The following is a 24,895-nucleotide window of genomic DNA, read 5'->3' as shown; positions in this document are numbered from 1 at the left end:
GCAGCGTCATGAGTGATGAGACCAGTCCAGACGCCGGAGGTGATGGTACAGCCGCTTCGGCTGATGGCAGGAAGGGCATGTCCAGGAAGAAAATGGCCATTATGGCTGCCGTGCCTCTGCTGCTGATAGGTGGGGGCGTGGGTGCCTGGCAGGCCCATCTTCCACCATTCGGCGGTGGCGGGAAGCCTGCCCCCAAGGTTGCCGCAGCGGAAGGCGGGGAGGCGGGCTCACATCGCCTCCTTCTGTCGGTTCCCTCTGCCACGGCCAATCTGGATAACGGGGCCGGGCGGACGGTCTATGTAAAGATGACAGCCAGTGTCGAGGTGGAGGGAGCTGAGACACTGGCAGCTCTTCAGGGGCGTATTCCCGAGGTGCAGGACATTTTCCAGACCTATCTGCACGAAAGCCGCCCGCAGGACCTGCATGGCAGTGGCTTCTATCGCCTGCGTGAGGCCCTGCTGAGGCGCCTGCGTGTGGCGTTTGCCCCGCTGAATGTCACGAACATTTACATTACGGAACTTCTAACCCAGTAAGGTGGATTTGGACCCAATGGCGGATGAAGAGGAGCAGGCACAGGCTGACCAGCCTGACCTGACAGAAGGGCAGGGAGCGGAACAGCCCGGCCCGGATACAGAAGACAATGCTGCACGGACTGAAGCCCCGGAAGAGGAAGGAACATCCTCCTCCGGGGTCGCTGCGCATGGGGGGGATGATGGTGAGGCGGATGGCCATGCGCTGGACCAGTCTGCCATTGATGCCATGCTCGGCAATGCATTTTCCGGTTCTGCCATGCGGGAAGAGAGCGGGATGGAGCGCATCATCAAGGCCGGTTTTGTGGCCTATGAGCGTATGCCCATGCTGGAGAACGTGTTTGACCGGCTGGTGCGTTTCCTTTCTTCGACCCTGCGTGGTTTTACCAACGACAATGTCGACATCACCATGGAGAACATGCGGTCCCTGCGTTTTGGGGACTATATGGGAGAAGTGCCGTCTTCCTCCCTGTTTTCCGTCTTCCGGGCAGAGCAGTGGCGCAATTATGGTCTGGTTGTTGTGGATTCGTCGCTGTCCTATTCCATCGTGGACATCCTGATGGGCGGAGAGCGCGGTGGTGGACCCAAGATCATAGAGAATCGGCCCCACACTGCTCTGGAGAGAGCCCTCATAGAGAAGTTGATTGTCATTACGCTGGCGGATCTCTCCGAGGCTTTTGCGCCAGTGGGCAAGGTGGATCTCTCTTTCGAGCGGCTGGAGATCAGCTCCAGCCTGGCGGTGATTGCCCGGCCCTCCAATGCGGCCATTGCGGCCCGCTTCCATATTGATATGGGCGACAGGAGCGGGGACATGGATATCGTCATTCCCTATGCCACGCTGGAACCGGTAAGAGAGAAACTCTCCCAGCAGTTCATGGGGGACAATTTCGGCAATGACTCCATATGGGAGAATCATCTCATTTCCGAAATCATGGAAACGAGCGTGACCGTTTCCACCGTGTTTGAGACGGCGTCTTTCCCGCTTTCCCAGATTCTGGAGCTGAAGGAAGGTAGTGTCCTCCATCTGCCCAGCAAGGGCGAAGCGCCGCATCGTGTGCGGATGGAATGTGACGGAACGCCAATTTTTGAGGGCACGCTGGGGCGGCTGCATCGGATGCAGGCTGTTCGGATAGACCAGCGCCTCATCCCGCTGGAGGAAGATCTGACGCCGGAACTGCTGGCGTCTCTTGGTTCTGCTTCGGTGGATCAGCAGTCAGCAGAGCAGAGGGGACATCATGCTTCTGAAAAATAGCCAGCTCATCATTGAGATTCTTCTGATGGTCGTCCTGATAGCCGGGATTGTCAGCTCCCGTCTCATTGTCCGGCGGCTTGGGGTCATCCGGGATTCCTATACGGCACTGAATGAGATGGTGGCCACGCTTGATGCTTCGACAGAACAGATGAACCATATGTTCGAGCGGGTCCGGCATGAGGTCACCCAGGGGGACAGGCGCCTGTCTGTCCTGCTGGAGCGTGCCCGCAATGCTGAAGAGGACCTGATGGACCAGCAGAAGATGACGCAGGAGACTGCCGATTCGCTTTCTGGTGTTCTGGAGCGGTCGGAAAAGCAGGAGGCCGGGTTGAACCAGGCCGTGGAGTCGGCACAGGCCATGCTGCAACAGCTGGAAGAACAGCTGGAAATGCAGAAGAAGGCGCTGGAACAGAGCAGGGCCGCCGCCGGGCCTGCCCCGGCTGAGGGCGATTCTGCCCCGCATTTCTCCGATGAGATTGTCATGCCGGTTCCGGGCCGCCTGCGTAGCCCAAGGCCTTATATGAGGCAGAATGAGGCCGATGGTTAAGGCAGGCATTTTCCCATGCCTGTCATTTTGAAATGTCCTCTGTAAGAAACATGTAAGGGTTCTGTGTTTCTATCCATCTGTCAACGATGAGTTCGTTGGTTTCTATACAGATGTGCAAGGAGAGAAGACCATGAGTCTTTCCATCAATACCAACCAGTCTTCCATGGTTGCTCTGGAAACACTGAACACCACACAGGGCGATCTGGCCAAGACGGAAAATGCCGTCTCCACCGGCAAGAAGGTCGCCAATGCTTCCGACAATCCGGCTGCTTTTGGCATTTCCTCCCAGATCGGTGGTGACATTGCCGGCCAGAGCGCTGTCAATGATGGCCTGAGCTACGCTTCCCAGATTGTCAGCTCCACAAATTCTGCTGCCAACAGCATCATCAACATCCTTCAGAACGTCCAGAACGCTGTGACCACTGTCGGTAACAACCTGGGCAACTCTTCTTCCCTCGGCCAGCTCGACAAGGAGCTGACAGGTTACATGAAGAGCATTGACACCATCGCCCGTAACGCCACGACCAAGGGGATCAACCTGCTGGCCGGTGGTACGACAGGTGGTACAGCCGATGGTTTGGGCATCACGGCCAGCAGCCTGACCTTCGTTACGGGTCTCCAGGGTGATACACAGACACTGACCGGCTATGGCGCCCTCGTTTCCGCCACGACAGGTGCCAAGGGTGCGACCCTGACCGACGTTCTGGGCCTGACAACGAATGGTGTGGCCGGTTCTGACCCGACCTCCAACGTCTTCCTGAACGCCAGCGCCACGGGTGCTTCCCTGGCTGACAGCTCCAGCGATCCGAAGAAGGCTGTTGCCGACATGATCGGGCGTGTTCAGAAGGCCATCGTTGCCATGACGAACGTCACGTCTGATCTCGGTTCCAACCAGCAGACCATCGACTCCATGAGCTCCTATGGTCAGAAGTCTTCCGACTCCCTGACAGCTGCTTCCGGCGCTCTGACGGATGCTGACATGTCTGCCGAGTCTGCCAAGCTGACATCCCTGCAGACCAAGCAGTCCCTGGGCATCAAGTCCCTCTCCATTGCCAACGGTCAGTCCCAGAACATTCTGTCCCTGTTCCAGTAAGGGGAAGTATCCGGCCCTGTTGTTGGGCCGGAGCCTTCGGGCGACCATGTGCCAGACGCCACCGTATTTTTACGGTGGCGTTTTTTTATGCCAGAAGGGCTTTCCCCTCGGGGTCCAGATGGCGTTCCGTCATCTCCCATGAGGCCCCGCACAGAAGGCGGGGTGCCACATGAGAAATATCCTTCATGACGGCAGCCAGAGCGTTTTTGTAATTCTGCACATGGTATCTGAATTCCGGGCAGTCTCCTTCCTTCAGGAAGAGGGCGCGCTCGGCCTTGGGTAGCCACGGCTTGGAGAGGAAAAGGAAATGCTGGACCTGGATGTCCAGTCTGCTCTCTTCGACATCTTTCCGTATCTCCGGCTGGAAGGGGACAACATCCTTGGCGATGTGCGTCATGGCGTAATTCCAGCGGACTGAAAAAAACTGCACGGAATCATGGAAAACGACATTGAGGATGCTTTCGGCATGGCCCTTCCATCTGCGGGAGATGAGCTGGAGGCAGCGTCTGCCATCCTCTGGTCTTATGGCTTTCATGTTGAAGAGCATGAGACCGGCATTGAAATACCGGCTTGTGTCCTTCAGGCCAGTCCTGAGTGTCTGATCATGCAGGGGGCGGGGTACGTTGGGAGGCAGGATGGTGTTGCGGAAGAAGCAGCGGACAGCCCCTATTTTCTTGTCTGCGGGCATGGCGTGGATGAGAGACAGCAGATCGCCCGTCACGATCATGTCGGCATCAAGGAAAAAGACAAAATCATGCCCTGCCATCAGTCCCGGTATGAGCAGTGCATGGTACATTTCTTCTTGTTTCAGGTTATGGCCTGCAAAATGCTCCTGCACGTTGATGAAGGTGATCCGTCCCCCCGAATCGTTCACCAGAGTGGTCATGATCCTGATGGCAGCTGGTGAGAGCTCCTTGTGGAAGATGACGAATTCTATGCGGTTCCTGTCGGATATCGAGTTGAGAACGGACCGTATCGTGGCGATGGCGGGGACGACATACGCCTGATTCAGCGACATGACGATGGGAATGGTCTGCATGATGTGGGACAACTTGCGTGCGTCAGGGGATGGGTCGGACAGTGGCAGGGATCATGTAATGTTCTGCAAGGCGGTCCATATGGGGTCGAAGAGGAGAGGTGGCATCCTGTCCTGTATCTGACGCATGAGGGAGGCGGCGATCTTTCTGTAATCCCGGGCGTGGATGTTGGTCTGCTCCAGGGCTGCTGTCATGTCATCAGGGTCGAGATGGCTGGCGAACTGGCCGAGGTTCATGTTGTTGCGGGCGGAGGTAATGGCTGTCCGTATGGAAGGGATGAAGGCCTCATCCGGCTGCTGGAAGAGCGGCATCTGGAGATTCCATGACTGCGGGAACAGGTGCAGTGCGTGGCGGAAGAGGTAGTTAAGGATGGTTTCGTCCCGTCCCGGCCATTCTTCGTCCAGCAGCTGGATGCAGGCCTGCCCTTCCTCCGGGGAGATGGCCTGCCGGTTGAAGAGAAGCAGGTTGCGGCTGAAATGGTCCTCCGACCTGACAGGCCCGGAGTCGGGCTGGTCCATGAGGGCATGATACATGCAGCGGACAGCCCCGATCTTTGCTCCGGTAGGGAAATCGGACAGAAGGGACAGAATGTCCCCCCGGATGAGTGAACCTGCCCCGATGCTGAGTACGAAATTTCGTGATGTGAAATATTGGGGAATGAGCAGGGGATAAAGACGGTGGGTGCAGATGGTGTCTTTGTAGGTGAAGCCGGAAAGGATGCCGGGCATGTTGATGAGGGAGAAAGCGACGCCATACGAGTTGAGCAGCCCTTTTATCAGCTGTTTCACATGGTCATCGAGTCCCGTATGGAAGAGGGCAAAAGACAGGCGGGACTTGTCCTGCGCATTGCTGATGGTGGACTGTATGGTGACCAGAGCAGGAATGAGGTTGTTTTCATCCAGGCCCGTCGCAACAGTGAGGTGGGCCTTCATGAAAGGGCCGTCCGATCCGCTGAAAGTGATTGTACGTCCATGAACATTCTGATTTTCTTAAAGAAAGTTTGTAAGTTATTTATTAACCAATATGCATGAGGGAGAAAAGAGGCCGTTGTGATGGTTTGGGCTGTCCTGGCCGTGCAACAGGCAGACAGGCCATCCCTCCGGTTGGAGAGATGGCCTGTCTGGCAGGGATGGAAGTGGTTTTCAGGCGACCTCGAATCCCAGACTGTTCAGGGCCTTTTCAGCCAGGTCCCGGTCCTGCTCGTAGGTACCGCCGGAGACGCCAATGCCGCCGATCAGCTGCCCCCCGGCAAAAATGGGGCATCCACCGCCTACGGCCACAAGGTGGGGTCTGCTGGCGAGGGGGGCCATGTGGGGGTTCTGCACGAGCTGGTTCCAGACATGGGTCGGCTGACCGAAGGAGCAGGCCGTCCATGCTTTGTCGATGGCGATCTCGACCGTCAGGAAGGCTGTTCCATCATGGCGGGCAAAGGCCTGGAGATGCCCGCCTGCATCCATGATGGCGACAGAAACGGGAATCTTCTGTGCAGCTCCTTCTTTGAGGACAGCCTGCACGAGGCTGTTGGCGGCCTCACAGGTGATGGTGGCCTGTGAGACATGGTGTCTGGTAGTCATTTCTGAGGACTCCTTGCTTTTGACTGTTCCCATGCCTGTTCATGCCATGATCCGGGTCACGGCGGCCATGATCTGCTCCGCACCGGGGATGTAGGCTTTCTCCAGCACGGGCGAGAAGGGCACGGGCGTGTGTGGGGCACTGACCATCTGCGGAGCGGCTTTCAGGCTGGTGAAGCACTGCCCGGTGACCTGCGCCACGATGTCGGTGGCCATGTTGCAGCGGGGATGGGCCTCATCAGCCGCTACAAGCCGACCTGTTTTCTGTACGGACTTCAGGACCGTGGCAATGTCCAGCGGGGAGAGAGTTCGCAGGTCGATGACATCGGCTTCGATTCCCGTTTCCGCCAGCCGGGTGGCGGCCTCCAGTGCCCGGGGGACCATGGGCCCGTAGGTGACGATGGAGACGTCATGTCCTTCCCTGGCGAGATGGGCCTGCCCGAAGGGAATGGCGTAAGGAGCCTCGGCAACGGGGCCGGTCGTCTCATAGAGATATTTCGGCTCGCAGAAGATCACGGGGCCCCGGTCCCGGATGGCCTCGATCATCAGCCCCTTGGCATCATGCGGCGTGCTGGGGCAGACGACCTTCAGGCCCGGAATGTGGGTGAACATGGCCGTCAGCATCTGGGAGTGCTGTGCTGCACCATTGATGCCCGCCCCGACCATCGTGCGGACGACAAGCGGGATTTCGGCCGTGCCGCCGAACATGTAGCGCATCTTGGCAGCCTGGTTCAGCAGCTGGTCGAAGCAGACGCCCATGAAGTCGATGAACGGGACTTCCGCCACGACGGGGAAGCCGGAGAGGGCGGCCCCGACGGCAGCCCCGACATAGGCCATCTCGGTGGGGGGCGCATCAATCACCCGGTCACCATAGCGGGTATAGAGCCCCCTGGTGACACCAAGCACGCCACCCCATGTATCCGTTTCTCCCCCAGCATCGACACCACCGGCGGTGTCCTGCCCGCAGATGAGCAGTTTCGGGTCTCTGGCCATTTCCTGATCCAGAGCTTCGTTGATGGCTGATTTCAGCGAGACATGTCTGGTCATGACAGATTTTCCTTCAGATGATGGGTTCAGTAGGAGACGTACACGCCGTCATGGAGTTCATTCAGGGCAGGGTGCGGGGCCTTGAGGGCTTCCTGCACGGAAGCATCGACCAGCTGCTCCACGTCCCGGTCCACTGCTTCCAGTTCCGCCGGGCTGAGGCCTGATGTCTGGGCGAAGCGGCGCAGGCAGTCCCGTTCCTCCCAGGCGTTCTTCACGTCTCCGGCAGGGCGGTAACGCTGGGTATCTCCCTCAAAATGGCCGTAGAAACGGACGGTCCGGCATTCCAGAAGAACAGGTCCGCCTCCGGCCCGCATTCTGGCGATAAGCTCCCCGGCAGCACGGTAGACGGCAAAGAAATCCAGCCCGTCCACCGTGACGGCAGGCATGCCGAAGCCTCTGGCCCGGTCCTCATAGCTGCTGACAGAGGTTGTCCTGTGCTGTGGTGTGGACTGGGCATAACCGTTGTTCTCCACGACGAACATCAGGGGCAGCTTCCAGACGCTGGCCAGATTCATGCTCTCTAGCACGGCGCCTTCATTCACGCCGCCATCACCACCGAAGACGACGGCAACATGGCCCTTGCCCTCCAGCCTGTCGGCGAGGGCGGCACCACAGGCCAGCGGAGCTCCGGCCCCAAGGATGCCATTGGCCCCCAGCATGCCCTTGCTCAGGTCGGCAATGTGCATGGAGCCGCCCTTGCCCTTGCAGATGCCGCCCTGCCGCCCGTGAATTTCCTTCATCATGGCCATGACATCGACACCTTTGGCGATGCAGTGGCCGTGGCCACGATGGGTGCTGGCGATCTGGTCCTGATCGGTCAGATGGCTGCAAATGCCGACGGCCACCGATTCCTGTCCCGCATAGAGATGGGTGAAGCCCGGGACGATGCCAGCCTTGAAGTCCTCATGCAGACGGTTCTCGAACGTACGGATCGTCTTCATGCGCCGGTAGGCGGACAGAAGGATGTCATGGGATATGTCTGTTTTTCCAGTATGTTGCATGACTGTCTCCATAGTGACCTTGATGCGGTTCAACGCCTCGTCTGGTCTGGCGTTACAGTCTTTTTCTAGGGTTTCATCATGGCGCAGCGGTAGAAGGATCCTGCGCAAAGCTTGCCTTATTTTCCATAAATGGAGGGGCGTTCCGTACAGGCTGGGATAAAGAACGGGCCGCCTCCCGGTGGAAGACGGCCCGTTATCAGGCTGGTATCGTGCTGGAAGGTACGGTCAGAGATAGTCCGCCAGAGACATGTTCTTCATGTCGGCGATGAGCGAGAAGGAGGCCTTCAGCTGGAGGCTGAGGTCCGAGGAGCGTGTGGCCACCTCGGCCAGATTGACGTTCAGGCCGTTGGAGAGCTGTTCTTTCACCATCAGCTGAAGGCTGGAATAGATGCCCTGCTGGCGTGTCAGGGTGTTCTGCGTCACGCCGACGCTGGTGTTCATGTCGATGAGCTGGTTGGCTGTTGTTCCCAGTGAGGTATGCAGCTGGCGGACGAGATTGGTGAAGCCGGGTGTGGTCGTGTCCATTCCCTTCATGGACGTCATGATCATCATGTCCCGCATGAGGTCCCGGATGGGGGAGCCGGTGGACGTGCTGCTGGCCTGCCCGCCCTGTGTGGCGACCGGGCCGGTCTGGACGGTGGAGCCGTCCGGCCCGATGATGGCGGAAGCCTGAAGAGCCCCTGCCTGTTCGGCAGGTTGTGACAGAGCCTGAGAGAAGACGCTCATGCTGGCACTGTTGTCCGCACTGGCGGCGGTGGCCTGGCTGAAGACTGTCCCGCTGTTGCCGTCCTTCAGGCCGGAAACGATCTGGGAGATGGTATGGGCCAGCGTGCTGTCATTCAGTGTTGAGGGGGAGGTGACGGGCGCTGTGGATGTGTTCTGTCCAGCAAAGATGAAGCTGCTGCCATCGGATGTGTTGAGGATCGTTCCCAGGCTGCCCAGCCCTGTCCGGGCGCTGTCAGCTGCGGTTGTGGTGGATGCTTTTTCTCCGCCCTCAGAGGAGAGCATGCTCAGCAGTTGGGAGTTGAGGGACTGTGCCAGATCAGTGACCTGCTTGAGGGCTGTGGAGCTGAGAGAGAGGCGGTTCTGTACCGAAGACAGGTTGCTCTGATAGCCCGTCAGCTCGGCCAGTTTCGGGCTGAGGGACAGGATGGTCTGCCGGTCACTGCCCAACCCGGAAATGCTGGACGATGTCGTCCCCTGTGAGGTCTGCCACGCAATGTCTGTCTGCTCGGATTCAATCTGTCTGATGCCTGTGTTGAGGATCAGGTTTGCACCGGCGGCGCCATATTGGCTGACATTCATGCTCATGGGTGGCACTCCTGTGATGGTCTGTAGGGTGAGGGGGGCAGGTCAGGGTAGGGCCTGCCCGGTTTCATTGCCGGGCAGGCTGCCATGTGGGGGCAGTCCGTCAGTGGACGGCATCCAGCAGCGTGCTGAACATGGACTGCACCATGGAGACGACCTTGGCATTGGCTGCGTAAGAGTTTTTCAGGGACACGATGGCGGACATCTGGCTGTTAACATCCACACCAGAGACATCGGCAACCTTTGTCGTGAGGGATGTCTTGATGGATGTTGCCGTGGAGAGGTCACTGCTGTTCTGGCTGATCACCCCGGCCTGGCTGCTGGTGAGGGAGGTTGCCAGCTGTGTAAGCCCTTGCGTGCCGTCATAGCCCGTGGCCTGTGTGCCATCTGGCCCGAGAGAGGTGGAGGGTGCCGCCAGGGAGCCGGATGTGCTGGCGCTGGCGCTGCCCATGGCTTTGTTCAGTACGGCATTGGCGAGGGCGCTGGTCTGTCCACCATCGCTGTTGGCTGTCAGCAGGGACGGAGTCTGCTGATAGTCCGTGGAGACGGCAATCCTGGAGGAGAGCCCGACCAGCCCTGCTGGTGCTGTTTTGGTCGGATCGCTGGAGAGGGGCTGCGTCCCGCCATTGGTGAAGAGGGGCACTCCGGCCGCCTTGAAGCGGTTTATCAGCGTGTATGAGAAGGAATCGAGCTGCGCCTGCATCTGTGGATAGCTCTGGTCCCGCAGGGTCAGGTTGGCACCCAGCGTGCCATCGGTCAGGTGGGAGGTGATGTCTTTTCCGGCCAACATGATACCGGCAACACCCTGATCGCTGCCATCGGTGGCGTGATACATGCTTGGTGTCAGCGTGGCAGGGGACTTCGTGGAGAGAGGCCATGTTGCCGTGGGCGCCTGGAACTGTCCGTTGGGCAATCCGGCCTGATCCGGGCGGGTTGGCAGGCGTGTGCCGTCCTGCGTGCTGACCAGCATGTCGCCATTCGGTTTTTCGGTAAAGGTAACACCCAGCTTGCTGGAAAGGCTCTGCATGGCTTCCAGGCGCTTGTTGGCGAGGTCTGCCGTGTCAGCGTGGGAGCTGCGTGCCAGCATGATCTGCTGTGAGATCTGGCCAATGGTTGTCAGGTCCGTATTGATGCCGGAGACCGTGCTGGTGATGGCATCCTGTGCGCCCTGGCGCTGGGCCTGATAGACCGAAGAGAGGGTATGGATGTTGCTGACAAGGGTCTGCGCAGCCGAGATCACGCCCTGCTGCGAAGCACTGTTCTGCGGTGTGTTGGAGAGGCTGATGAAGGCCGTACTGACATTCTGGAGGTTGTTGGTCAGCGTGCCGATGGTATTGGCTCCATCAGAGCCTGTCGTCGTTCCCTGTACGGCAGAGACGGCCGCAAGGGAGTTGCTGGTGGCCGTCAGGCCGGAGACACGGGCATTCTGCTGGTAGAGCGCATCCTGAAGAGGCTGGGAAATGTTCAGCTGGTTGGCCGCTGAAGTCGCACCGACTCCAGTGCCGGAGACGACCGTTGAGGATGTGTTGGCAGTCTCTGACACATAGCCCGGGGTGGATGCGTTCGTGACATTGTTGGAGGCTGTTGAGAGTTCGTTCTCAATCGTCTTGAGGCCGGACGTGGCGATATTGAGGGACAGGCCAAGATCCATGGTTTCAGTCTTTCTCCGGAATGAGGGACTGGCCGAGGCCAGACAGGTCTGGATGACGGTCCGGCGACCTCACCCTAAGGCCATCCTAAGGTCATGAGTTTACAGGAAGTTAAATGGAAAGCCTGTATTTGATGATTTGTCCTTGATCTGGATCAAAAACAGCTAGGCTGTGACTTCCGTCGCAATCTTGTCGATGGCGTTCAGACGGCGGGTGAATTCGGTCTGGAGCAGCTGGAAGTTGAGATCATATTCCCGCTGGGTTTTTATCATCGCCGTGGTTTCCTCCACGGGGTTCACATTGCTGGATTCCAGCATTCCCTGCCGGATTTCCTGGGCAGGAACGGCCCGGAGGTCATTCTCGTTGGCTGGCCTGAAAAGATGGTTCCCCTCAGCATGGAGTGTATTGGGGTTATCGACTGTCGAGAGGCCGAGGCGGGTGATGTCACCTTTTTCTGTCGAGATGATGCCATCAGAGCCGATGCCAAGGGGCAGCACCTGATCATCAGGGGTCAGGGTAATGGGCTGGCGCTGGTCGTCCAGCAGGGCATTGCCCAGGGAATCGACAAGAGTGCCATCTTCACTGCGGTGGAACTGGCCGTTGCGGGTCAGCCGGATTCCCTGCTGGCTGCGGACCATGAAATAGCCCGGCCCGTTTATGGCGAGGTCCAGCGGATTTCCCGTCTGGCGCAGCTCACCCTGTAGCGTGTCCAGATAGGTGGATCTGTCCTGGTTGTAGGAGAGCGTCTTCTCGCCATTGGCCAGCTGATCGCCCTTCTGGTGGGACAGATAGTCGGAGAAAAGAACCCGCTGTTCCTTGAAGCCATCCGTGCTGCTGTTGGCCAGATTGTTGGCCGTAACCTCAAGCCCCCGTGTCAGCGCATCAATGCGTGAAAGGGCGAGATAACCGGTCACATCCATGGGAGACTGTCCTCAAGGCTATATCATGGTAGGTTTTGTTATAATGTCATTTGTTCATGGTTATTGGAAGAGAATATAGGGCTTGAACATTAACAAACGGCTCAATTCATATCATATTCTGATAATTAACCTTGATAATGTTTTTCGTGTCGGTTTATGGGAGGGCACAGTCAAAATGTTTCGGTGCCTGCCATCATCAGGGTGGCCTTGCGTTTCTGGGAGCGTGGGTTGTGGCAAGTCGTGAGGATGTTCATTTATGCTGAGATCATTGGATGTTGCATCAACGGGCATGCAGGCCCAGTCCACCAATGTGGAGACCATCTCCCACAACATCGCCAACATGACGACAACCGGGTACAAGCGCCGCCGGGCTGAATTCCAGGACCTCATCTATCAGGACCTGCGTCGTGTCGGGACGATGAGTTCCGACACGGGGTACCGTGTGCCTGCCGGGGCTCAGGTGGGGCTTGGTGTGCGTACGGCGGCCATTTACCGCATCAACGAGCAGGGAACCCTGTCCCAGACCGGCAATGCGCTGGACCTCGCCGTGGAAGGCCGCGGTTATTTTCGCATCCTGCTGCCCAACGGGGAATATGCCTATACCCGCGACGGGACATTCTCCCTCTCGCAGGATGGTACGATCGTGACGGCAGACGGGTACCCGCTGACACCGAACATCTCCATCCCGAACAATGCCGAAAACATCACCATCGATCAGACCGGGCAGGTGCAGTACACGCTCTCCGGTCAGCCCAACTCCCAGGTGGCCGGGCAGATCCAGCTGACGACCTTCCAGAACGAGAATGGTCTGGCAGCCATGGGGCAGAACCTGTTTACGGAGACCACGTCCTCGGGTGACCCGATCATCGGCAACCCGGAGACAACAGGTTTCGGGACCATCCGTCAGGGGTTTGTCGAGGAATCAGCCGTCAATGCGGTGACGGAAATCACGGATCTCATCACGGCGCAGCGTGCCTATGAGATGAACAGCAAAAGCATCACCGCCTCTGATGAGATGCTCCAGACCCTGACCAACCTGCGCTGAAGGCGGGCAGCATGGCACTTCTTGGCATTGGATACCGGGGTACCGGGCGTAGCTTCCTGCCAGCCTGCTTCTGGCTGGCGGTCGGGTTTGTGCTGGCTGGAGAGCCCGCTGCCAGTACGGCCATGGCGGCGACTCTGCGACCTTCCGGTGTGGTGCATGGTGCATCGGTCTATCTGTCCGATGTTTTTGATGGGCTGGATGCCGGACAGGACCGGCTGCTTGGCCCGGCTCCTGCGCCGGGCAAGACCATCACCATCGGGGGCAGTCAGCTCATTGCACTGGCGGACCAGTACGGTGTGGACTGGGATGACCAGTCATCATCCACCAGCCTGTCGCTGACCCGGGCCGGGCATGTGCTGGGCCGGGACGAATATGCCGCTCTTGTCCGCAAGGCCATTTCGCAGGATGGTGAGACGGGCAGTGTCGTGGTGGATGTCACCAGCTTTACTCCTCTCGTTGCCGGTGAGAATGAACAGGACCCGGCAACCCTCCTGAATCTGAACTGGGATCATAAGACCGGTCTTTTCTCGGCAACTGTACAGCCTGCTCATGCAGCAGGAGGCGCCGGGGCGGACAGGTTCCCGCTGCGGGGCAGCATCCGTCCCGTGCAGCCGGTGATGGTGTATGACCATGCCCTGCCGTCCGGTCACATCATCCAGCCGGACGACATGCATATCGACCCCGCTTTTTCAGGTACGGTGCCACCGCTTGCCCGTTCTCTGCCAGAGCCGGAGCGGATGATCGGCATGGCACTTGTCCGCACTGTCGGGGCCGGACAGCCCGTGCAGGGTACGGACCTGCGGCGGGCCGTGCTCGTGCATCGGGGGGACCCTGTCCTGCTCAGCTACAACAGCACCGGCATCCGGCTGACAGCCACAGGCCGGGCGCTGGAGGATGGTGGAAGCGGGCAGTTCGTCCATGCCCTGAATCTGGGAAGCCGGATGGTCCTCATCGGCAAGGTCACGGCTTCGGGCGAGGTGCGGGTTGATGCCTCTTCCACAGCCATTCCGCCGGATTCGGAGGAAGTGAAACGTCTGGGGATCAACAGCCTGATGCTTGGTGACGGGAGCCATCCATGATCCATCTTCTTCAGAGGAGTGTCTGCATGGCAGGGCTCGTTGTGGTCCTGACCGGGCTGGCAGGCTGCATGGGCGCTGGTACGCTCAGTGAGCTGGGACATCCACCCCGCATGACACGGACGGCCGACCCCACCCTGGCCCCGGATTACCGCCCCGTGACGATGCCAACCCCGCCCCTTCAGGCTCCGCCGACTGAAGTGGGCAGCCTCTGGCGGCCGGGTAGTCGGGCGTTCTTCAAGGACCAGCGGGCTGCGCAGGCGGGTGACCTTCTGACAGTGAAAATCCAGGTGGCAGATACGGCCAACGTGACCAATAACACGACAGCCTCCGGCAGTGGTGCCGAGGCTTTCGGGATTCCAAGTTTTTTCGGCTTCAAGGGCCGCTTCATCTCCCATCTGACCAGTGCTGATGCTCTTCAGACCAACAGTTCCAGCTCCAATAACGGGGCCGGGACCATCAGGCGTATCGATACGGTCACGCTGACGCTGGCAGGTGTCATCACGCAGGTTCTGCCCAATGGCAATTTTGTCGTCGTCGCACGGCAGGAGGTCAGGGTGAATGGCGAGCTGAGGCAGATCATGGTCAGTGGTGTTGTGCGGCCGCAGGATATTTCGGAAGACAACATCGTCACACATGACCGCATTGCGGAGGCCCGGATTTCCTATGGCGGACGGGGGCAGCTCTCGCAGTATCAGCAGCCCCGTTATGGGCAGAAAGTGCTGGACAGTGTTCTTCCATTCTGAGTTGTCATGGAAGCATGGTTTGAACATTGAATGTTTTCAGGTTATGAAGATTTTATCTTGAAAATAGCCTTGTTGTGTCTGTGCTACGATGGCCATTGTGGCGGTGTAAAAGTGAGGGGGTAGTGAATGTCTGATTCAAAACAGCCGGAAGGCTTCATTCCTGGCGGCCTGGTCATCGACCATCTCTGCGGTACGCTGGAGGGTGCGCTGACCATCGCCGGTGAGGTGGAAAATGTCGAGCTTCAGGCCGGGCATCTCTGTGTCACGGAGACAGGCGTGATGAAAGATGGTCAGGTGGAGGCGGACTCCATCGTCATTGATGGCAGCGTGTCCGGGGTGACCTTCACGACGCCACGGCTTTCTGCCGGTGCCGGGGCCCGTATTTCGGACTGTGTGATCGAGATGGGCAGCCCGACTGGCTGCGCCATTCACGAAGATGCCTGTTTTGAAGGGGATGTACGCATTTCCGTGTCCCGCAAGGGCGGGGCTGGGGGCTCTGCTTCCGGCAGTGGTTCCAGCAGAACGAACAGCACCAGTTCTGCCACGCCACAGGCCAATATCCCGGCTGGAGATGATGAGCCAGACCTGCATTGGCCGGCCCAGACGCCGGACATCAGCGAGGCTGATCAGGATGCCGACATTCCGCTGGGGGGCTGATGCTCAGGAGATGCTTCCATCAGCATGACGGCTGGTTCGCCGTCTTTCTGTCGCTTGCCCTGTTTTGCGGGGTGCAGGTTGGCTGTCCTGCGGCTGTGGCGGAGGACGTGGCCATGCCTGACGAGGGTATGGCCCAGCAGATGCAGGAGCAGCAGCGCATTCTGGGGTCTGCCCGCAAGGCGCTGGAAATGCGCTTCCATCTGCTGAACCAGTCCATGGCTGTACTGTCGGACCATGTGGACAATCACAAGCTTGTCCCGCAGGAGGCAGCAGCCCGGCTGGTGGGCATTTATGAGGCCATGCGCCCCCGTGAGGCCGCAGCGGTTTTCAACGTGATGGACCCGCACGTGCTGATCGCCATCGCAGCTTCCATGAATATCCGCAAGCTCTCTGGCATCATGGCTCACATGTCGCCGGACCGGGTCAATCTGGTGTCGCAATATCTGGGGGGAGTGCGGCATTTCCATCATGCTGTTCTGTCCGTTCCCGTGGCACTGGGGGGCTCTGGTGTGGTTCTTCCGACCGGGCAGGATGATGTGCCGACTGATACGTCAGTGGAACATCTGCACTACGAGACCATGTCCCAGCACGGGCCCCTGTTGCCCTCGCGGCAGTAATGGGGCTGGGATGAAAGAGAAACGAATGATGAGGCGGTCTTTTCCCGTTCAGGTCCCGTGGCGGCACATGCTGGTTCTGTTGCCTGTTCTTGCGGGACTGTCAGCCTGTGCCCCGGATTATATTGCCAGCAAGCTGACAGGGCGGGACTGCCAGGCCGGTTATCTGGAGGAGGGGGAAGACTGGTGCAATCCACCGGAACGTGTTCTGCCTCCACAGCCTTACTGCACCCAGAGCTGGAATGGCGTGGATTGCTGGGCCCGTCCTGAGTTGACCCCGAACATGGCCCATGAAGTCTATGAAGGTCCCCGTGGCCTGACGACCCAGCAGAATGCCAACCGCCTCATGATGCCGGAAGCTAAAGTTCCTCCCTCCAGCCAGTATTATGCACCATGATGAAATTGTTATGAAATAGGGCCATTATTAACCTTGTTATTGGCTTTACACATGCTCTTCTCAAGGTTAATTGATGGCCGGTCGGTTGTCCTCTTCCGAGCAGGGCAGAGTATGGTGAATGACCGGAACCAGCATGTCTGACGTCCGGGGTGAAAGCAGCAGGTAGATACCCTTCATATGCAGTTTGATAAGCTCCGTTTGCCAAATATCATGGAAGGGCTGAAGAGTCTGGGCCGCATGCGGCTTGTGGCCCTCGGGGTTGTCGGCGTGCTGCTGCTGCTCTCTCTCGGCGTGATCGCCTTTCACAACCGGTCAGAACCCATGGCGCTGCTCTATGGGGACCTGGAGCTGAATGAAGCGGCGGAGATGGTGGATGATCTGGCCAAGGCTCACATCCCCACGACAACAGGGCCGGATGGTCGCAGCCTTTATGTTCCGGGGAATGATGTGGCCCAGGCCCGTCTTCTGCTGGCCAAGGCTGGTCTGCCCGGGGGAGGGGCCGTTGGCTATGAACTGTTCGACAAGAGCGGCACGCTGACCAGTACCCAGTTTGAACAGGGCATTGATGAGACCAGAGCGCTGGAAGGTGAGCTGGAGCGTTCCATCCGTCTGATCCATGGTGTGCGGAATGTGCGGGTCCACCTTGTCCTGCCACATAGGGACCTGTTTTCTACGGAGACGAATCCTTCGCAGGCCAGTGTCATTCTGGATGTTGGCCGCTCTGGTGCTGTGTCCGAGGATGCCATTGCGGCCATCCAGAATCTGGTATCAGCTGCCGTACCGGGGCTGCGCACGCATGGGATTTCCATTGTCGACACACGGGGCGATGTTCTGGCCCGTCCGGGGGACCCAGACAGTCTGGCAGGGCAGGAATCCTCGCTGGAGAAGCAGCGTCATTCCGAAGAGCAGCGCCTTGCCCAGGCGGTGGAAGATATCCTGACCCCCACGCTGGGCCTGGGTCATGTGCGGGCCCGTGCTGCCGTGACAATGAATACGGACATCATCCATGAAACGGATGAATCCTACGATCCCAACCAGCAGGTCCTGCGTTCCCAGAGCACAAGCACGGACAAGAGCGCCAACAGCGAGGCGAACCAGAACACCAGCGTTGGCAACAATCTGCCCAATGCCAATGCAGGGCAGAACAATCGTACTGGCTCCAGCGAAGAGCGGACGGACGAAACAAACAATTATGAGATCGGCAAACGGACCCGTGTCATCAACCAGACCCGGCCCCGTGTCTCTCGCATCAGTCTCGCTGTCATGGTCGATGGGACCGTCACGACAGACCAGGCTGGCAAACCTTCGTGGAAACCGCTGGATGAAGCTGAGGTCAAACGTCTGACCCAGCTCGTGCAGACGGCCATCGGGTATGACAAGACCCGCGGGGATGAGGTCAATGTGGTGTCCATGCCGTTCCGTGTGGATGGTGGGGCAGATATGCCTCATCAGGATACGCCTTTCTTCACCCGGGAGATGATCATTTATCTGGCGGAATGGATTGTTCCCATTCTTCTTCTTCTGGGGGCGGCGGCCATGCTGCTTGGGCCCATCCTGCGGCGTGCCCGCAAAGGGGCCGGGGCAGAAGGGGCTGTTGCCGGGGCCGAAGCTGCAGCTGATGGCAGCTCTGCTGAAGGTGGTGAGGCAGGCCGGAGTGATCGCATCAGTGTGGACGGTGTGGAAGGGGAAATGCGCCGTGAGGCTCTGGCCCGTGTGACGCAGCGTGTTGAAGAAAATCCTGATGATGCCATCGCTGTCGTCCGCAACTGGCTGGCAGAACCGGAGCCCCCCAAGCAGACAGCAGAAGGCTGAGGAGACGCAATCATGGCAGAACAGGATATCTCCGCTGAGACAGCAGGCAATGAAGCGTCATCATCCGGCATGGTTCCGTCCGGCCTGACGGCCGGGATGAGTGGCAGCCGGAAGGCCGCCATCCTGATGCTCGCCATAGGGCAGGAACATTCCGCCCGCATTTTCCGGTCACTCCAGGAGGATGAGGTGCGTGACATTTCACGGGCAATGTCTTCCCTGGGGTTGGTCAAGGCTTCCGTGGTGGAGGCTGTCTGCAATGAATTTTCGCAGAAATTCGCCAGTGCAGAGGGTTTCGTCGGCAGTTACGAAACAACGGAAGATTATCTGAAGAAGGCCCTCCCTGCCGAAATGGTCGAGAAGATCATGGAGGATATCAGGGGCCCCTCCGGGCGCAGCGTCTGGGCAAAAATGGGCAACATGCCGGAGACCGCTCTGGCAAACTATCTGCGCAACGAGCAGCCACAGACAGTGGCCGTCATTCTCAGTTACATCTCACCGGCGCATGTCGCCCGTGTCCTGTCCCTCTTCCCGGAAGATTTTGCTACGGATGTCATCATGCGCATCCTGCATATGAGCCCGGTGAGCAAGGATGTGCTTGAGAGCCTGGAGACAACCCTGCGCAAGGAGTTCATCACCGCCTTTGGCCGCTCCACGAAGCGGGACAGCTATGCTTTCGTGGCGGAGGTCTACAACAATTTCGACCGCAAGACCGAAGCCATGCTGACAGAGCATCTTGGCCGCCGGAGTGAGGAAGACATGGAGAAGGTGAACAAGCTGAAATTCACCTTCGATGACATCAAGCGTCTGACACCGGATGACATGATGCGTGTCATGGCAGCCATCAATCGTGATGGTGAGGCCAAGAGCAGGCTGCCCCTGGCTCTCAAGGGCAGCAACGAGAGCATCCGGCAGCTCTTCTTCGGTTGTGTTTCCAAACGTGCGGCGGGTTTGCTGGAGGATGAAATCCGGGGGCTGGGTGCCGTGCGTCTGCGGGACGCCGAAGCAGCCCAGATGGAGCTGATCACGCTCATCAAGACCATGGCCAATGATGGCGAGATCGATATTTCACCTTCTTCTTCTGACGATGAGATCATTGAGTGACGCCAATGGGACAGGATGTGCAGCATAGGGCAGCGCAGGCGTCTTCCCGGTCTGGAAGTCAGGCCTTCAGTGAAAGCCTGGAAGATTTTGCCGCTCATGACTCGTCTCTGGCCGCTGGAGCGGAGCCGGTGGCTGACGAGGATGCGGCGGATGAAAGCCCCGCTCCAGAGCCAGTTGTCACGCTGCATCCTGATGAGCTGGAAAGACTGAAGCAGGAGGCCTGGCAGCAGGGCCATGAGCAGGGGGAAATGTCAGCCGGGCAGCAGCTTTCCAGCCAGATGGCCGCTTCTGTGAAGCAGGTGCTTGCTTTCATGGAGGAGGAGGAAAACCGGCGCCATGACATCGTGAGCCGGATGGCCGATCTCTTCGTGCAGGGTGTGTGCCAGACGGTGGAAGAGCTGGTGGCGGGCGATCTGTCCCGGACAACACTGGGGCGGGACTTGGCAGAGGATGCGGCGGCCTTGGTCCGGCACTGTAGTGGTCCGGTCAGTCTGACCTGCGCTGCGGCGGATGAGGCCTCTCTGCGCCACGCCCTGTCCGGGATGGCGGCCGTCTCCCTGCATGTGGAGGCGGCGCAGCAGGCCGGGCATCTCACGATTGCCGCAGACAGGACACGGATTGTTCTGGACCAGGGAAAATGGGCGGAAACGGTCCGCCAGCGGGTGGCCGATGCCATGGTGGCCCTGACCCGTCCACCGGCCCCGGAGGCTGATCCCGCTACCGACCAGCCCCAGGGTGAACAGACAGCACAGCATGAAGGAGAGTGACGATGGCAGAGGATATGAACACGCCGGAGACAGCACCAGAAACACAGCAGACCAGTACGCCGGAGGTCGATCTGGCCGATTTCTCCTCGGAGGTGCCGGAGGAGGGCGCCACCCAGCATGATGGTCGGCAGGACAGGGAACGGGAGCGGGAAGCGATTCTGGATGTCCCGGTCAAGATCACCGCTGTGGTGGGAGATGTGAAGATGCCCGTGCGGGACCTGGTCCGTCTTGGCCGTGGTGCCGTTGTGCCGCTGAACCGCAAGCTTGGGTCTTCCATCGATATTTACGCCAATGACAGGCTGATCGCCCGTGGCGAGATCACCATCATTGAGGATGACAACATTGCCGTGACGATGACGGAGATCATGTCCTCCTCTGCCAGTACATGATGGCACCTTCTGTGGGAGAGAGGCACGGCCCGGATGCCATGATGCAGGCTGTCACGGGCCTGCACATGAATCCGCTTCTGGCTCTTCTGCTGGTCGTGGGGCTGATCTTTGTCACGCCCTGGTGCCTGCGGCGGCTGAAACACCGGATGCCAGCCCTGTTGCGGGATGAGGGTCTGAAAGATCGTGCCCTGAAGGTGCAGGACGCCATACCGCTCGGTGGCAAGCGGACCCTTTTTTCTGTGGCTGTCAGGGATGCAGAGGGGCGGCAGGCAACAGCCATCATTCTGACAGGTGGGCCGTCCGACCTGTGCGTGGGCTGGCTGGGGGCCGGTGCTGCCTCCAGGCTGGCGAAACAGTGCGGGCAGGTGGCGGAAGAGAGGCAGGAAATGACATGAGGGCAGATCGTATCATGAAAGGCCGTTCGGGTACCGGAATGGTGGCAGACATGTCAGCCTGCTGGAAACGCCTGCGGCGCGCCATGGTTCTGGGAGCGGTGGGGCTGTGCTGTCTGGCTGCTGGCATAACGCTGCTGTGTGTACTTTCCCATCCGGCCACAGCCCAGTCCATCACGCTGGATATGGGCAAGGGGGGTGGAATTGGTGAGGCCGGAACAACAAGCCGTCTGATCCAGCTGACGGCCCTTGTGGCGTTTCTGTCCCTGGCACCAAGCCTGCTGGTGATGATGACGGCCTTCACCCGTATCATCATCACGCTCTCATTGTTGCGGAGCGCCATCGGGGCGCAGGGGACACCGCCCAACATGGTTCTGGTGGCCCTTGCGCTGATCCTGACCCTGTTTGTCATGCAGCCGACGCTGGAGCGCTCATGGCAGCAGGGTATTGAACCCCTGATGGACGGTCGGGTGGAGGAGATGGCAGGTCTCCAGGCGGCGGCTGAGCCGTTCCGTGATTTCATGGTCCATAATGCCCGTCCGAATGACGTGGCCATCTTTTACCATCTGGCAGGGCTGAAGCCCCAGCCTGCACCAGCCAATGGAGCAGCTGCTCCGGCTCCACCATGGCGGGTCATTGTTCCGGCCTTCATGGTCGGTGAGCTGAGCCGTGGGTTCGAGATGGGCTTCCTGCTCTATCTGCCGTTTCTGGTGATCGACCTTGTCACGTCCAGTGTGCTGATGAGCCTGGGGATGATGATGCTGCCACCCCCGACCATTTCCCTGCCTTTCAAGCTGATTTTCTTCGTGCTGGTGGACGGGTTCCAGATGGTGTCGGGCGGGCTGGTCCGTAGCTTTGGCGGGGGGTAGCCCCGCCACCTTTCACCCCGGCAGGACCAGAAGTCTGCGGGCCAGAATGGTCGGGGTCAGCTGGGTGAATCCTTCATTGATGCTGCCGGAATAGCTGCCATAGGTCAGCGGCAGGCCGCAGGCGGCGGCGGTGATGATGCTGCCGATCCGTCCGGACTGTTCCATGCGGCTGGCGATCATTGATTTTGCACCACATTGCAGGAAGGCGGCAGCAATATCCGTGCTTTCCTCCGGGTCCATCCCTGCGGGGATGACGAGAGACAGGCTGGCCTCCGTACGGGCCACGACATCCTTCATTTCGCTCATGGCCTTGGGGGAATAGACGCAGAGCCCCGGCAGATCTACCAGAATGATGCGGTTGTAGCTGTCGATGAAGCGGGGGTTGATGCCGCCATAGGCTTTCATCAGATCAATGTCGCAGCCTCGCAGGATGGAGGCCAGCTTGATGTAGCTGCCCGGCGTGCTGTCGCAGGCCAGGACGAGCGGCCGTCTGATCCTCCCGCCGGACTGCCGGGCCTGTCGGGCATAGCGGGCGGCCAGTTTGGCCAGTGTCAGGGACTTGCCAGAGCCAGAGGCCCCGCCCAGTGCCATGGGCACGCCCAGCCGTAGCGGGAAAGGGGAAAAGTTGATCACACGTTCCAGCCCTGCCGCCAGGCTGCTGCCTGCCATGGCATTGATCAGTTCCTGCGGGATGGAATGCCACGCCAGAATCTCCGGTATGCTCAGGGCATTGGCGGGCAGGGCGACATCTCCGCCAGCCATGCCGGAAGCACCTGTGGCGGTGTGATGCTGGGGAGATGTCTGGGTGGAGGAAAAGCTGGTCATGGGTCAGGTCCGGTGTTGGAGGGGTTTCAGTCTGTCGGGGCCAGTCAGTTCACTGTGGCGACGGTACGGATGCGGGTCCGGGGATAGATTTCCGCCTGTGCCATGACGGCAACCGAAGGGCGGATTCGGTCCACGATCATACGCACGGAATCCCGTGTGGCGGAGGTCGTGACAATGACGGGCATTTCCCCCAGTGTGGCTGTCTGGTCGAAGGCACGGCGCAGGGCCGTGACGAAGCGGTCCAGCATGGCTGGGGGCATGGCCAGCGTGCGGTCATCCCCCTGTCCGACCGTGTTGTTGAGGATGTTGCTCTCCCAGTCTGCAGAGAGGGTGATCATGGAAATGCAGCCAGAGGGCCCGACATAGCTGTTGCATATCTGTCGGGCGAGGCGGATGCGGACATGGGCTGTCAGGGCCTTGATGCCCTTGGCGGCCAGGGCGTGGCCTTCCTGTATGCTTTCAAGAATGGTGGGCAGGTCACGGATGGAGATGCGCTCCTGCAACAGGGACTGGAGAACACGCTGGACCGTGCTGAGGGACACCTGTGAGGGGATGAGGTCGTTGACGAGCTTCTGCTCTTCCTGCGGCAGATCATCCAGCAGGGACTGCGTGGCGGCATAGGTCAGCAGATCGCCCAGATTCTGGCTGATGGATTCCGTCAGGTGGGTGATGATGACAGTGACCGGGTCCACCACTGTGTATCCCTGGTCTGTGGCCTGTTTCTTCAGGTCGGGATCAATCCATATGGCAGGCAGGTTGAAGGAGGGTTCGGTTGTCTTCTCACCCGGCAGGGGGGCCTGCCCATTCTTGTGGGACGGGCATATGGCCAGCAGGTGGTTGGGCCTGACCTCACCCGAGGCAATGTCGATTTCCTTGAGCTTGATGACGTAACGGTCCGTCGGCAGCTGGATGTTGTCCTGAATCCGCACGGATGGCGTAATGAAGCCCATGTCCGCTGCCATCTTGCGGCGCAGGGCCTTGATCTGTTTGGTGATCTGGGCATTGTCCCCGCTGGCCAGCGGGAGCAGGCCATAACCGATTTCCAGCCGCAGGAGGTCGATTTTCAGAAGGTCGGAAATGGGTTGCGTGGTGGGAGCGGCGGGCTGGGTGAGGGCTTCCTCACCTTCATCCTGCCGGGGAGTCCTGTAGCGGATCCACGCCCCGATCCCGGCCACGGCGGCAATCATGAGGAAGGGGAAAGCCGGCAGGCCGGGCATGACGGCAAACAGGGCTGACAGGGTGGCCGCAATGGCCAGCGGCTTGGCATTGCCCGCCAGCTGGCGGAAAAGTGTTACGTCTGCCGAGCCATCCGTACCGCCCTTCGTGACGACGATACCGGCGGCCAGCGAGACCAGCAGGGCGGGAATCTGGGAGACGAGACCATCACCGATGGTCAGGGTGGTGAAGGTCTGTGCCGCCTCACTGATGGGCATGCCATGGCGCAGCACGCCGATGGTCAGACCGCCCAGAATGTTGATGGCGGTGATGAGGATTCCGGCAATGGCATCATTGCGGACAAATTTGGCAGCACCATCCATGGCTCCGTAGAAGGAGCTTTCCTCTTCCAGTTCCTTGCGTTTGGAGCGGGCACCACGCTCATTGATGGCCCCTGAGGCGAGGTCGGCATCAATGGCCATCTGTTTGCCGGGCATGGCATCGAGGAAGAAGCGGGCCGAGACCTCCGCAATGCGGCCCGACCCCTTGGTGATGACCATGAAGTTCACCACCAGCAGGATGCAGAAGACGATCCCGCCGATCACCACATCATTGCCCATGAGAAAGCCGCCAAAGGAGGCGACAACATGCCCGGCTGCATAGGCACCTTCATTGCCATGGCTGAGGATGAGCCGTGTTGTCGCCACTTCCAGCGAGAGACGGAACATGGTCGTCAGCAGCAGCAATGTGGGGAAAGACGTGAAGTCCAGAGGCCGTTCCAGAAACAGCGCCACCATGAGGATCAGCACGGATGAGGTGATGGACAGTGAAAGCCCGACATCCAGGATCAGCGTGGGGAGCGGTACGATGAGGATGGAGATGAGCAGGATCACGCCCAGTGCCAGCAGGATGTCGGTGCCGGGCAGGCGGGCGGCAAGACGGGAGGCCGCTCCGTTGGGGGTGAAGAGGTCTGCCGGGTTTCGTATCAGCGTGCCCAGCCTTCCGCCCAGTCCGCCAGCTCCCCCTGCACCGGGAGCCGCCTTGGGGGCGGGAGAACCTGACCGTTGCGGGGAAGAAGAAGGAGCGGGCATTGTC

At 59.5% G+C, this 24,895-nt stretch carries 26 protein-coding genes; 16 read left to right on the top strand and 10 right to left on the bottom strand.

The window, feature by feature from the left end; genetic code table 11:
• Positions 1-8 precede the first annotated feature (8 nt).
• The 4 genes from GM608_RS06995 to GM608_RS06980 all read left to right on the top strand — a co-directional run bounded on the left by GM608_RS06995 (position 9) and on the right by GM608_RS06980 (position 3,422).
• Positions 9-533: a flagellar basal body-associated FliL family protein gene (locus tag GM608_RS06995; protein WP_081562799.1), complete on the top strand. Its 525-nt coding sequence runs from the start codon at positions 9-11 to the stop codon at positions 531-533.
• A 16-nt stretch (positions 534-549) separates the two neighbouring features.
• Positions 550-1,782 carry a flagellar motor switch protein FliM gene (gene fliM / locus GM608_RS06990; RefSeq protein ID WP_052348898.1) on the top strand — a complete coding sequence of 411 codons (1,233 nt, stop codon included), beginning with the start codon at positions 550-552 and terminating at the stop codon, positions 1,780-1,782.
• Positions 1,766-2,329 (top strand): hypothetical protein, encoded by a 564-nt coding sequence (locus GM608_RS06985; RefSeq protein ID WP_043558125.1) that lies wholly within the window; start codon positions 1,766-1,768, stop codon positions 2,327-2,329. Before fliM ends, GM608_RS06985 begins: the two co-directional genes overlap by 17 nt.
• 130 nt (positions 2,330-2,459) lie before the next feature.
• Positions 2,460-3,422 (top strand): flagellin, encoded by a 963-nt coding sequence (locus GM608_RS06980; RefSeq protein WP_043558127.1) that lies wholly within the window; start codon positions 2,460-2,462, stop codon positions 3,420-3,422.
• 85 nt (positions 3,423-3,507) lie between these two features.
• Here GM608_RS06980 and GM608_RS06975 read toward each other — a convergent pair whose 3' ends face one another.
• From GM608_RS06975 to flgF, 8 genes are all read right to left on the bottom strand, one after another.
• Positions 3,508-4,461 carry a glycosyltransferase gene (locus GM608_RS06975; protein ID WP_333645288.1) on the bottom strand — a complete coding sequence of 318 codons (954 nt, stop codon included), beginning with the start codon at positions 4,459-4,461 and terminating at the stop codon, positions 3,508-3,510.
• A gap of 51 nt (positions 4,462-4,512) precedes the next feature.
• Positions 4,513-5,391, bottom strand: a complete 879-nt coding sequence (locus GM608_RS06970) for a glycosyltransferase (protein ID WP_333645287.1) — start codon at positions 5,389-5,391, stop codon at positions 4,513-4,515.
• Between the two features lie 210 nt (positions 5,392-5,601).
• Positions 5,602-6,033 (bottom strand): heme-binding protein, encoded by a 432-nt coding sequence (locus tag GM608_RS06965; protein WP_043558496.1) that lies wholly within the window; start codon positions 6,031-6,033, stop codon positions 5,602-5,604.
• A gap of 39 nt (positions 6,034-6,072) precedes the next feature.
• Positions 6,073-7,077 carry an alpha-ketoacid dehydrogenase subunit beta gene (locus GM608_RS06960; RefSeq protein WP_276830571.1) on the bottom strand — a complete coding sequence of 335 codons (1,005 nt, stop codon included), beginning with the start codon at positions 7,075-7,077 and terminating at the stop codon, positions 6,073-6,075.
• Between the two features lie 26 nt (positions 7,078-7,103).
• Complete coding sequence (locus GM608_RS06955; RefSeq protein WP_043558499.1) at positions 7,104-8,078, bottom strand: thiamine pyrophosphate-dependent dehydrogenase E1 component subunit alpha; 975 nt, start codon at positions 8,076-8,078, stop codon at positions 7,104-7,106.
• Between the two features lie 225 nt (positions 8,079-8,303).
• The gene (locus tag GM608_RS06950; protein WP_043558137.1) at positions 8,304-9,389 is read right to left on the bottom strand and encodes a hypothetical protein; all 1,086 of its coding nucleotides are present in this window, start codon (positions 9,387-9,389) and stop codon (positions 8,304-8,306) included.
• Positions 9,390-9,489: 100 nt separating this feature from the next.
• A complete protein-coding gene (gene flgK, locus GM608_RS06945; protein WP_333645286.1) occupies positions 9,490-11,037 on the bottom strand; it encodes a flagellar hook-associated protein FlgK in 1,548 nt (515 codons plus the stop codon).
• 162 nt (positions 11,038-11,199) lie between these two features.
• The gene (gene flgF / locus GM608_RS06940; RefSeq protein WP_249085828.1) at positions 11,200-11,955 is read right to left on the bottom strand and encodes a flagellar basal-body rod protein FlgF; all 756 of its coding nucleotides are present in this window, start codon (positions 11,953-11,955) and stop codon (positions 11,200-11,202) included.
• Between the two features lie 256 nt (positions 11,956-12,211).
• Between flgF and flgG the strand changes: the two genes are divergently transcribed.
• The 12 genes from flgG to fliP all read left to right on the top strand — a co-directional run bounded on the left by flgG (position 12,212) and on the right by fliP (position 21,820).
• Positions 12,212-13,000: a flagellar basal-body rod protein FlgG gene (flgG, locus tag GM608_RS06935; RefSeq protein ID WP_043558144.1), complete on the top strand. Its 789-nt coding sequence runs from the start codon at positions 12,212-12,214 to the stop codon at positions 12,998-13,000.
• Between the two features lie 11 nt (positions 13,001-13,011).
• A complete protein-coding gene (gene flgA, locus GM608_RS06930) occupies positions 13,012-14,079 on the top strand; it encodes a flagellar basal body P-ring formation chaperone FlgA (protein ID WP_333645285.1) in 1,068 nt (355 codons plus the stop codon).
• A gap of 26 nt (positions 14,080-14,105) precedes the next feature.
• Positions 14,106-14,822 (top strand): flagellar basal body L-ring protein FlgH, encoded by a 717-nt coding sequence (gene flgH / locus GM608_RS06925; protein ID WP_227431522.1) that lies wholly within the window; start codon positions 14,106-14,108, stop codon positions 14,820-14,822.
• A gap of 126 nt (positions 14,823-14,948) precedes the next feature.
• Entirely contained in the window at positions 14,949-15,479 is a 531-nt protein-coding gene (locus GM608_RS06920) for a polymer-forming cytoskeletal protein (protein WP_043558150.1), read from the top strand.
• Between the two features lie 113 nt (positions 15,480-15,592).
• A complete protein-coding gene (locus tag GM608_RS06915; protein ID WP_143539869.1) occupies positions 15,593-16,096 on the top strand; it encodes a MotE family protein in 504 nt (167 codons plus the stop codon).
• Between the two features lie 25 nt (positions 16,097-16,121).
• Positions 16,122-16,490 carry a hypothetical protein gene (locus tag GM608_RS06910; RefSeq protein WP_227431521.1) on the top strand — a complete coding sequence of 123 codons (369 nt, stop codon included), beginning with the start codon at positions 16,122-16,124 and terminating at the stop codon, positions 16,488-16,490.
• 177 nt (positions 16,491-16,667) lie between these two features.
• Positions 16,668-18,302, top strand: a complete 1,635-nt coding sequence (fliF, locus tag GM608_RS06905; protein ID WP_227449685.1) for a flagellar basal-body MS-ring/collar protein FliF — start codon at positions 16,668-16,670, stop codon at positions 18,300-18,302.
• Between the two features lie 12 nt (positions 18,303-18,314).
• Positions 18,315-19,403 (top strand): flagellar motor switch protein FliG, encoded by a 1,089-nt coding sequence (locus GM608_RS06900; RefSeq protein ID WP_193599725.1) that lies wholly within the window; start codon positions 18,315-18,317, stop codon positions 19,401-19,403.
• 5 nt (positions 19,404-19,408) lie between these two features.
• Positions 19,409-20,170: a hypothetical protein gene (locus GM608_RS06895; RefSeq protein ID WP_333645284.1), complete on the top strand. Its 762-nt coding sequence runs from the start codon at positions 19,409-19,411 to the stop codon at positions 20,168-20,170.
• A gap of 2 nt (positions 20,171-20,172) precedes the next feature.
• On the top strand, positions 20,173-20,559 hold the full coding sequence (fliN, locus tag GM608_RS06890) for a flagellar motor switch protein FliN (RefSeq protein ID WP_227431519.1): 387 nt from the start codon (positions 20,173-20,175) through the stop codon (positions 20,557-20,559).
• On the top strand, positions 20,556-20,954 hold the full coding sequence (locus GM608_RS06885) for a hypothetical protein (RefSeq protein WP_333645283.1): 399 nt from the start codon (positions 20,556-20,558) through the stop codon (positions 20,952-20,954). The genes fliN and GM608_RS06885 overlap by 4 nt, the downstream gene beginning before the upstream one ends.
• Positions 20,955-21,037: 83 nt before the next feature.
• Positions 21,038-21,820, top strand: coding sequence for a flagellar type III secretion system pore protein FliP (gene fliP, locus GM608_RS06880; RefSeq protein ID WP_052348930.1), 783 nt, complete (start codon positions 21,038-21,040; stop codon positions 21,818-21,820).
• Between the two features lie 12 nt (positions 21,821-21,832).
• Here the strand turns inward: fliP and GM608_RS06875 are convergent, their stop codons facing one another.
• Together GM608_RS06875 and flhA are read right to left on the bottom strand one after the other, a co-directional pair.
• The gene (locus GM608_RS06875) at positions 21,833-22,645 is read right to left on the bottom strand and encodes a hypothetical protein (RefSeq protein ID WP_043558159.1); all 813 of its coding nucleotides are present in this window, start codon (positions 22,643-22,645) and stop codon (positions 21,833-21,835) included.
• 44 nt (positions 22,646-22,689) lie between these two features.
• The gene (gene flhA / locus GM608_RS06870; protein WP_081847639.1) at positions 22,690-24,891 is read right to left on the bottom strand and encodes a flagellar biosynthesis protein FlhA; all 2,202 of its coding nucleotides are present in this window, start codon (positions 24,889-24,891) and stop codon (positions 22,690-22,692) included.
• Positions 24,892-24,895 lie beyond the last annotated feature (4 nt).

The sequence above is a fragment of the Bombella sp. ESL0380 genome (genome assembly GCF_009725805.1).
Lineage (GTDB): Bacteria > Pseudomonadota > Alphaproteobacteria > Acetobacterales > Acetobacteraceae > Bombella > Bombella apis.
Note: the sequence above shows the minus strand (reverse complement) of the source record. Positions and strands in the feature narration are given on the sequence as shown.

What these genes read in the sequence shown, in the direction of transcription:
- GM608_RS06995 (WP_081562799.1), top strand. Translation starts at nt 9, where the DNA reads ATGAGTGATGAGACCAGTCCAGACGCCGGAGGTGATGGTACAGCCGCT.
- fliM (WP_052348898.1), top strand. Translation starts at nt 550, where the DNA reads ATGGCGGATGAAGAGGAGCAGGCACAGGCTGACCAGCCTGACCTGACA.
- GM608_RS06985 (WP_043558125.1), top strand. Translation starts at nt 1,766, where the DNA reads ATGCTTCTGAAAAATAGCCAGCTCATCATTGAGATTCTTCTGATGGTC.
- GM608_RS06980 (WP_043558127.1), top strand. Translation starts at nt 2,460, where the DNA reads ATGAGTCTTTCCATCAATACCAACCAGTCTTCCATGGTTGCTCTGGAA.
- GM608_RS06975 (WP_333645288.1), bottom strand. Translation starts at nt 4,461, where the DNA reads ATGCAGACCATTCCCATCGTCATGTCGCTGAATCAGGCGTATGTCGTC.
- GM608_RS06970 (WP_333645287.1), bottom strand. Translation starts at nt 5,391, where the DNA reads ATGAAGGCCCACCTCACTGTTGCGACGGGCCTGGATGAAAACAACCTC.
- GM608_RS06965 (WP_043558496.1), bottom strand. Translation starts at nt 6,033, where the DNA reads ATGACTACCAGACACCATGTCTCACAGGCCACCATCACCTGTGAGGCC.
- GM608_RS06960 (WP_276830571.1), bottom strand. Translation starts at nt 7,077, where the DNA reads ATGACCAGACATGTCTCGCTGAAATCAGCCATCAACGAAGCTCTGGAT.
- GM608_RS06955 (WP_043558499.1), bottom strand. Translation starts at nt 8,078, where the DNA reads ATGCAACATACTGGAAAAACAGACATATCCCATGACATCCTTCTGTCC.
- GM608_RS06950 (WP_043558137.1), bottom strand. Translation starts at nt 9,389, where the DNA reads ATGAGCATGAATGTCAGCCAATATGGCGCCGCCGGTGCAAACCTGATC.
- flgK (WP_333645286.1), bottom strand. Translation starts at nt 11,037, where the DNA reads ATGGATCTTGGCCTGTCCCTCAATATCGCCACGTCCGGCCTCAAGACG.
- flgF (WP_249085828.1), bottom strand. Translation starts at nt 11,955, where the DNA reads ATGGATGTGACCGGTTATCTCGCCCTTTCACGCATTGATGCGCTGACA.
- flgG (WP_043558144.1), top strand. Translation starts at nt 12,212, where the DNA reads ATGCTGAGATCATTGGATGTTGCATCAACGGGCATGCAGGCCCAGTCC.
- flgA (WP_333645285.1), top strand. Translation starts at nt 13,012, where the DNA reads ATGGCACTTCTTGGCATTGGATACCGGGGTACCGGGCGTAGCTTCCTG.
- flgH (WP_227431522.1), top strand. Translation starts at nt 14,106, where the DNA reads ATGGCAGGGCTCGTTGTGGTCCTGACCGGGCTGGCAGGCTGCATGGGC.
- GM608_RS06920 (WP_043558150.1), top strand. Translation starts at nt 14,949, where the DNA reads ATGTCTGATTCAAAACAGCCGGAAGGCTTCATTCCTGGCGGCCTGGTC.
- GM608_RS06915 (WP_143539869.1), top strand. Translation starts at nt 15,593, where the DNA reads ATGCCTGACGAGGGTATGGCCCAGCAGATGCAGGAGCAGCAGCGCATT.
- GM608_RS06910 (WP_227431521.1), top strand. Translation starts at nt 16,122, where the DNA reads ATGATGAGGCGGTCTTTTCCCGTTCAGGTCCCGTGGCGGCACATGCTG.
- fliF (WP_227449685.1), top strand. Translation starts at nt 16,668, where the DNA reads ATGCAGTTTGATAAGCTCCGTTTGCCAAATATCATGGAAGGGCTGAAG.
- GM608_RS06900 (WP_193599725.1), top strand. Translation starts at nt 18,315, where the DNA reads ATGGCAGAACAGGATATCTCCGCTGAGACAGCAGGCAATGAAGCGTCA.
- GM608_RS06895 (WP_333645284.1), top strand. Translation starts at nt 19,409, where the DNA reads ATGGGACAGGATGTGCAGCATAGGGCAGCGCAGGCGTCTTCCCGGTCT.
- fliN (WP_227431519.1), top strand. Translation starts at nt 20,173, where the DNA reads ATGGCAGAGGATATGAACACGCCGGAGACAGCACCAGAAACACAGCAG.
- GM608_RS06885 (WP_333645283.1), top strand. Translation starts at nt 20,556, where the DNA reads ATGATGGCACCTTCTGTGGGAGAGAGGCACGGCCCGGATGCCATGATG.
- fliP (WP_052348930.1), top strand. Translation starts at nt 21,038, where the DNA reads ATGGTTCTGGGAGCGGTGGGGCTGTGCTGTCTGGCTGCTGGCATAACG.
- GM608_RS06875 (WP_043558159.1), bottom strand. Translation starts at nt 22,645, where the DNA reads ATGACCAGCTTTTCCTCCACCCAGACATCTCCCCAGCATCACACCGCC.
- flhA (WP_081847639.1), bottom strand. Translation starts at nt 24,891, where the DNA reads ATGCCCGCTCCTTCTTCTTCCCCGCAACGGTCAGGTTCTCCCGCCCCC.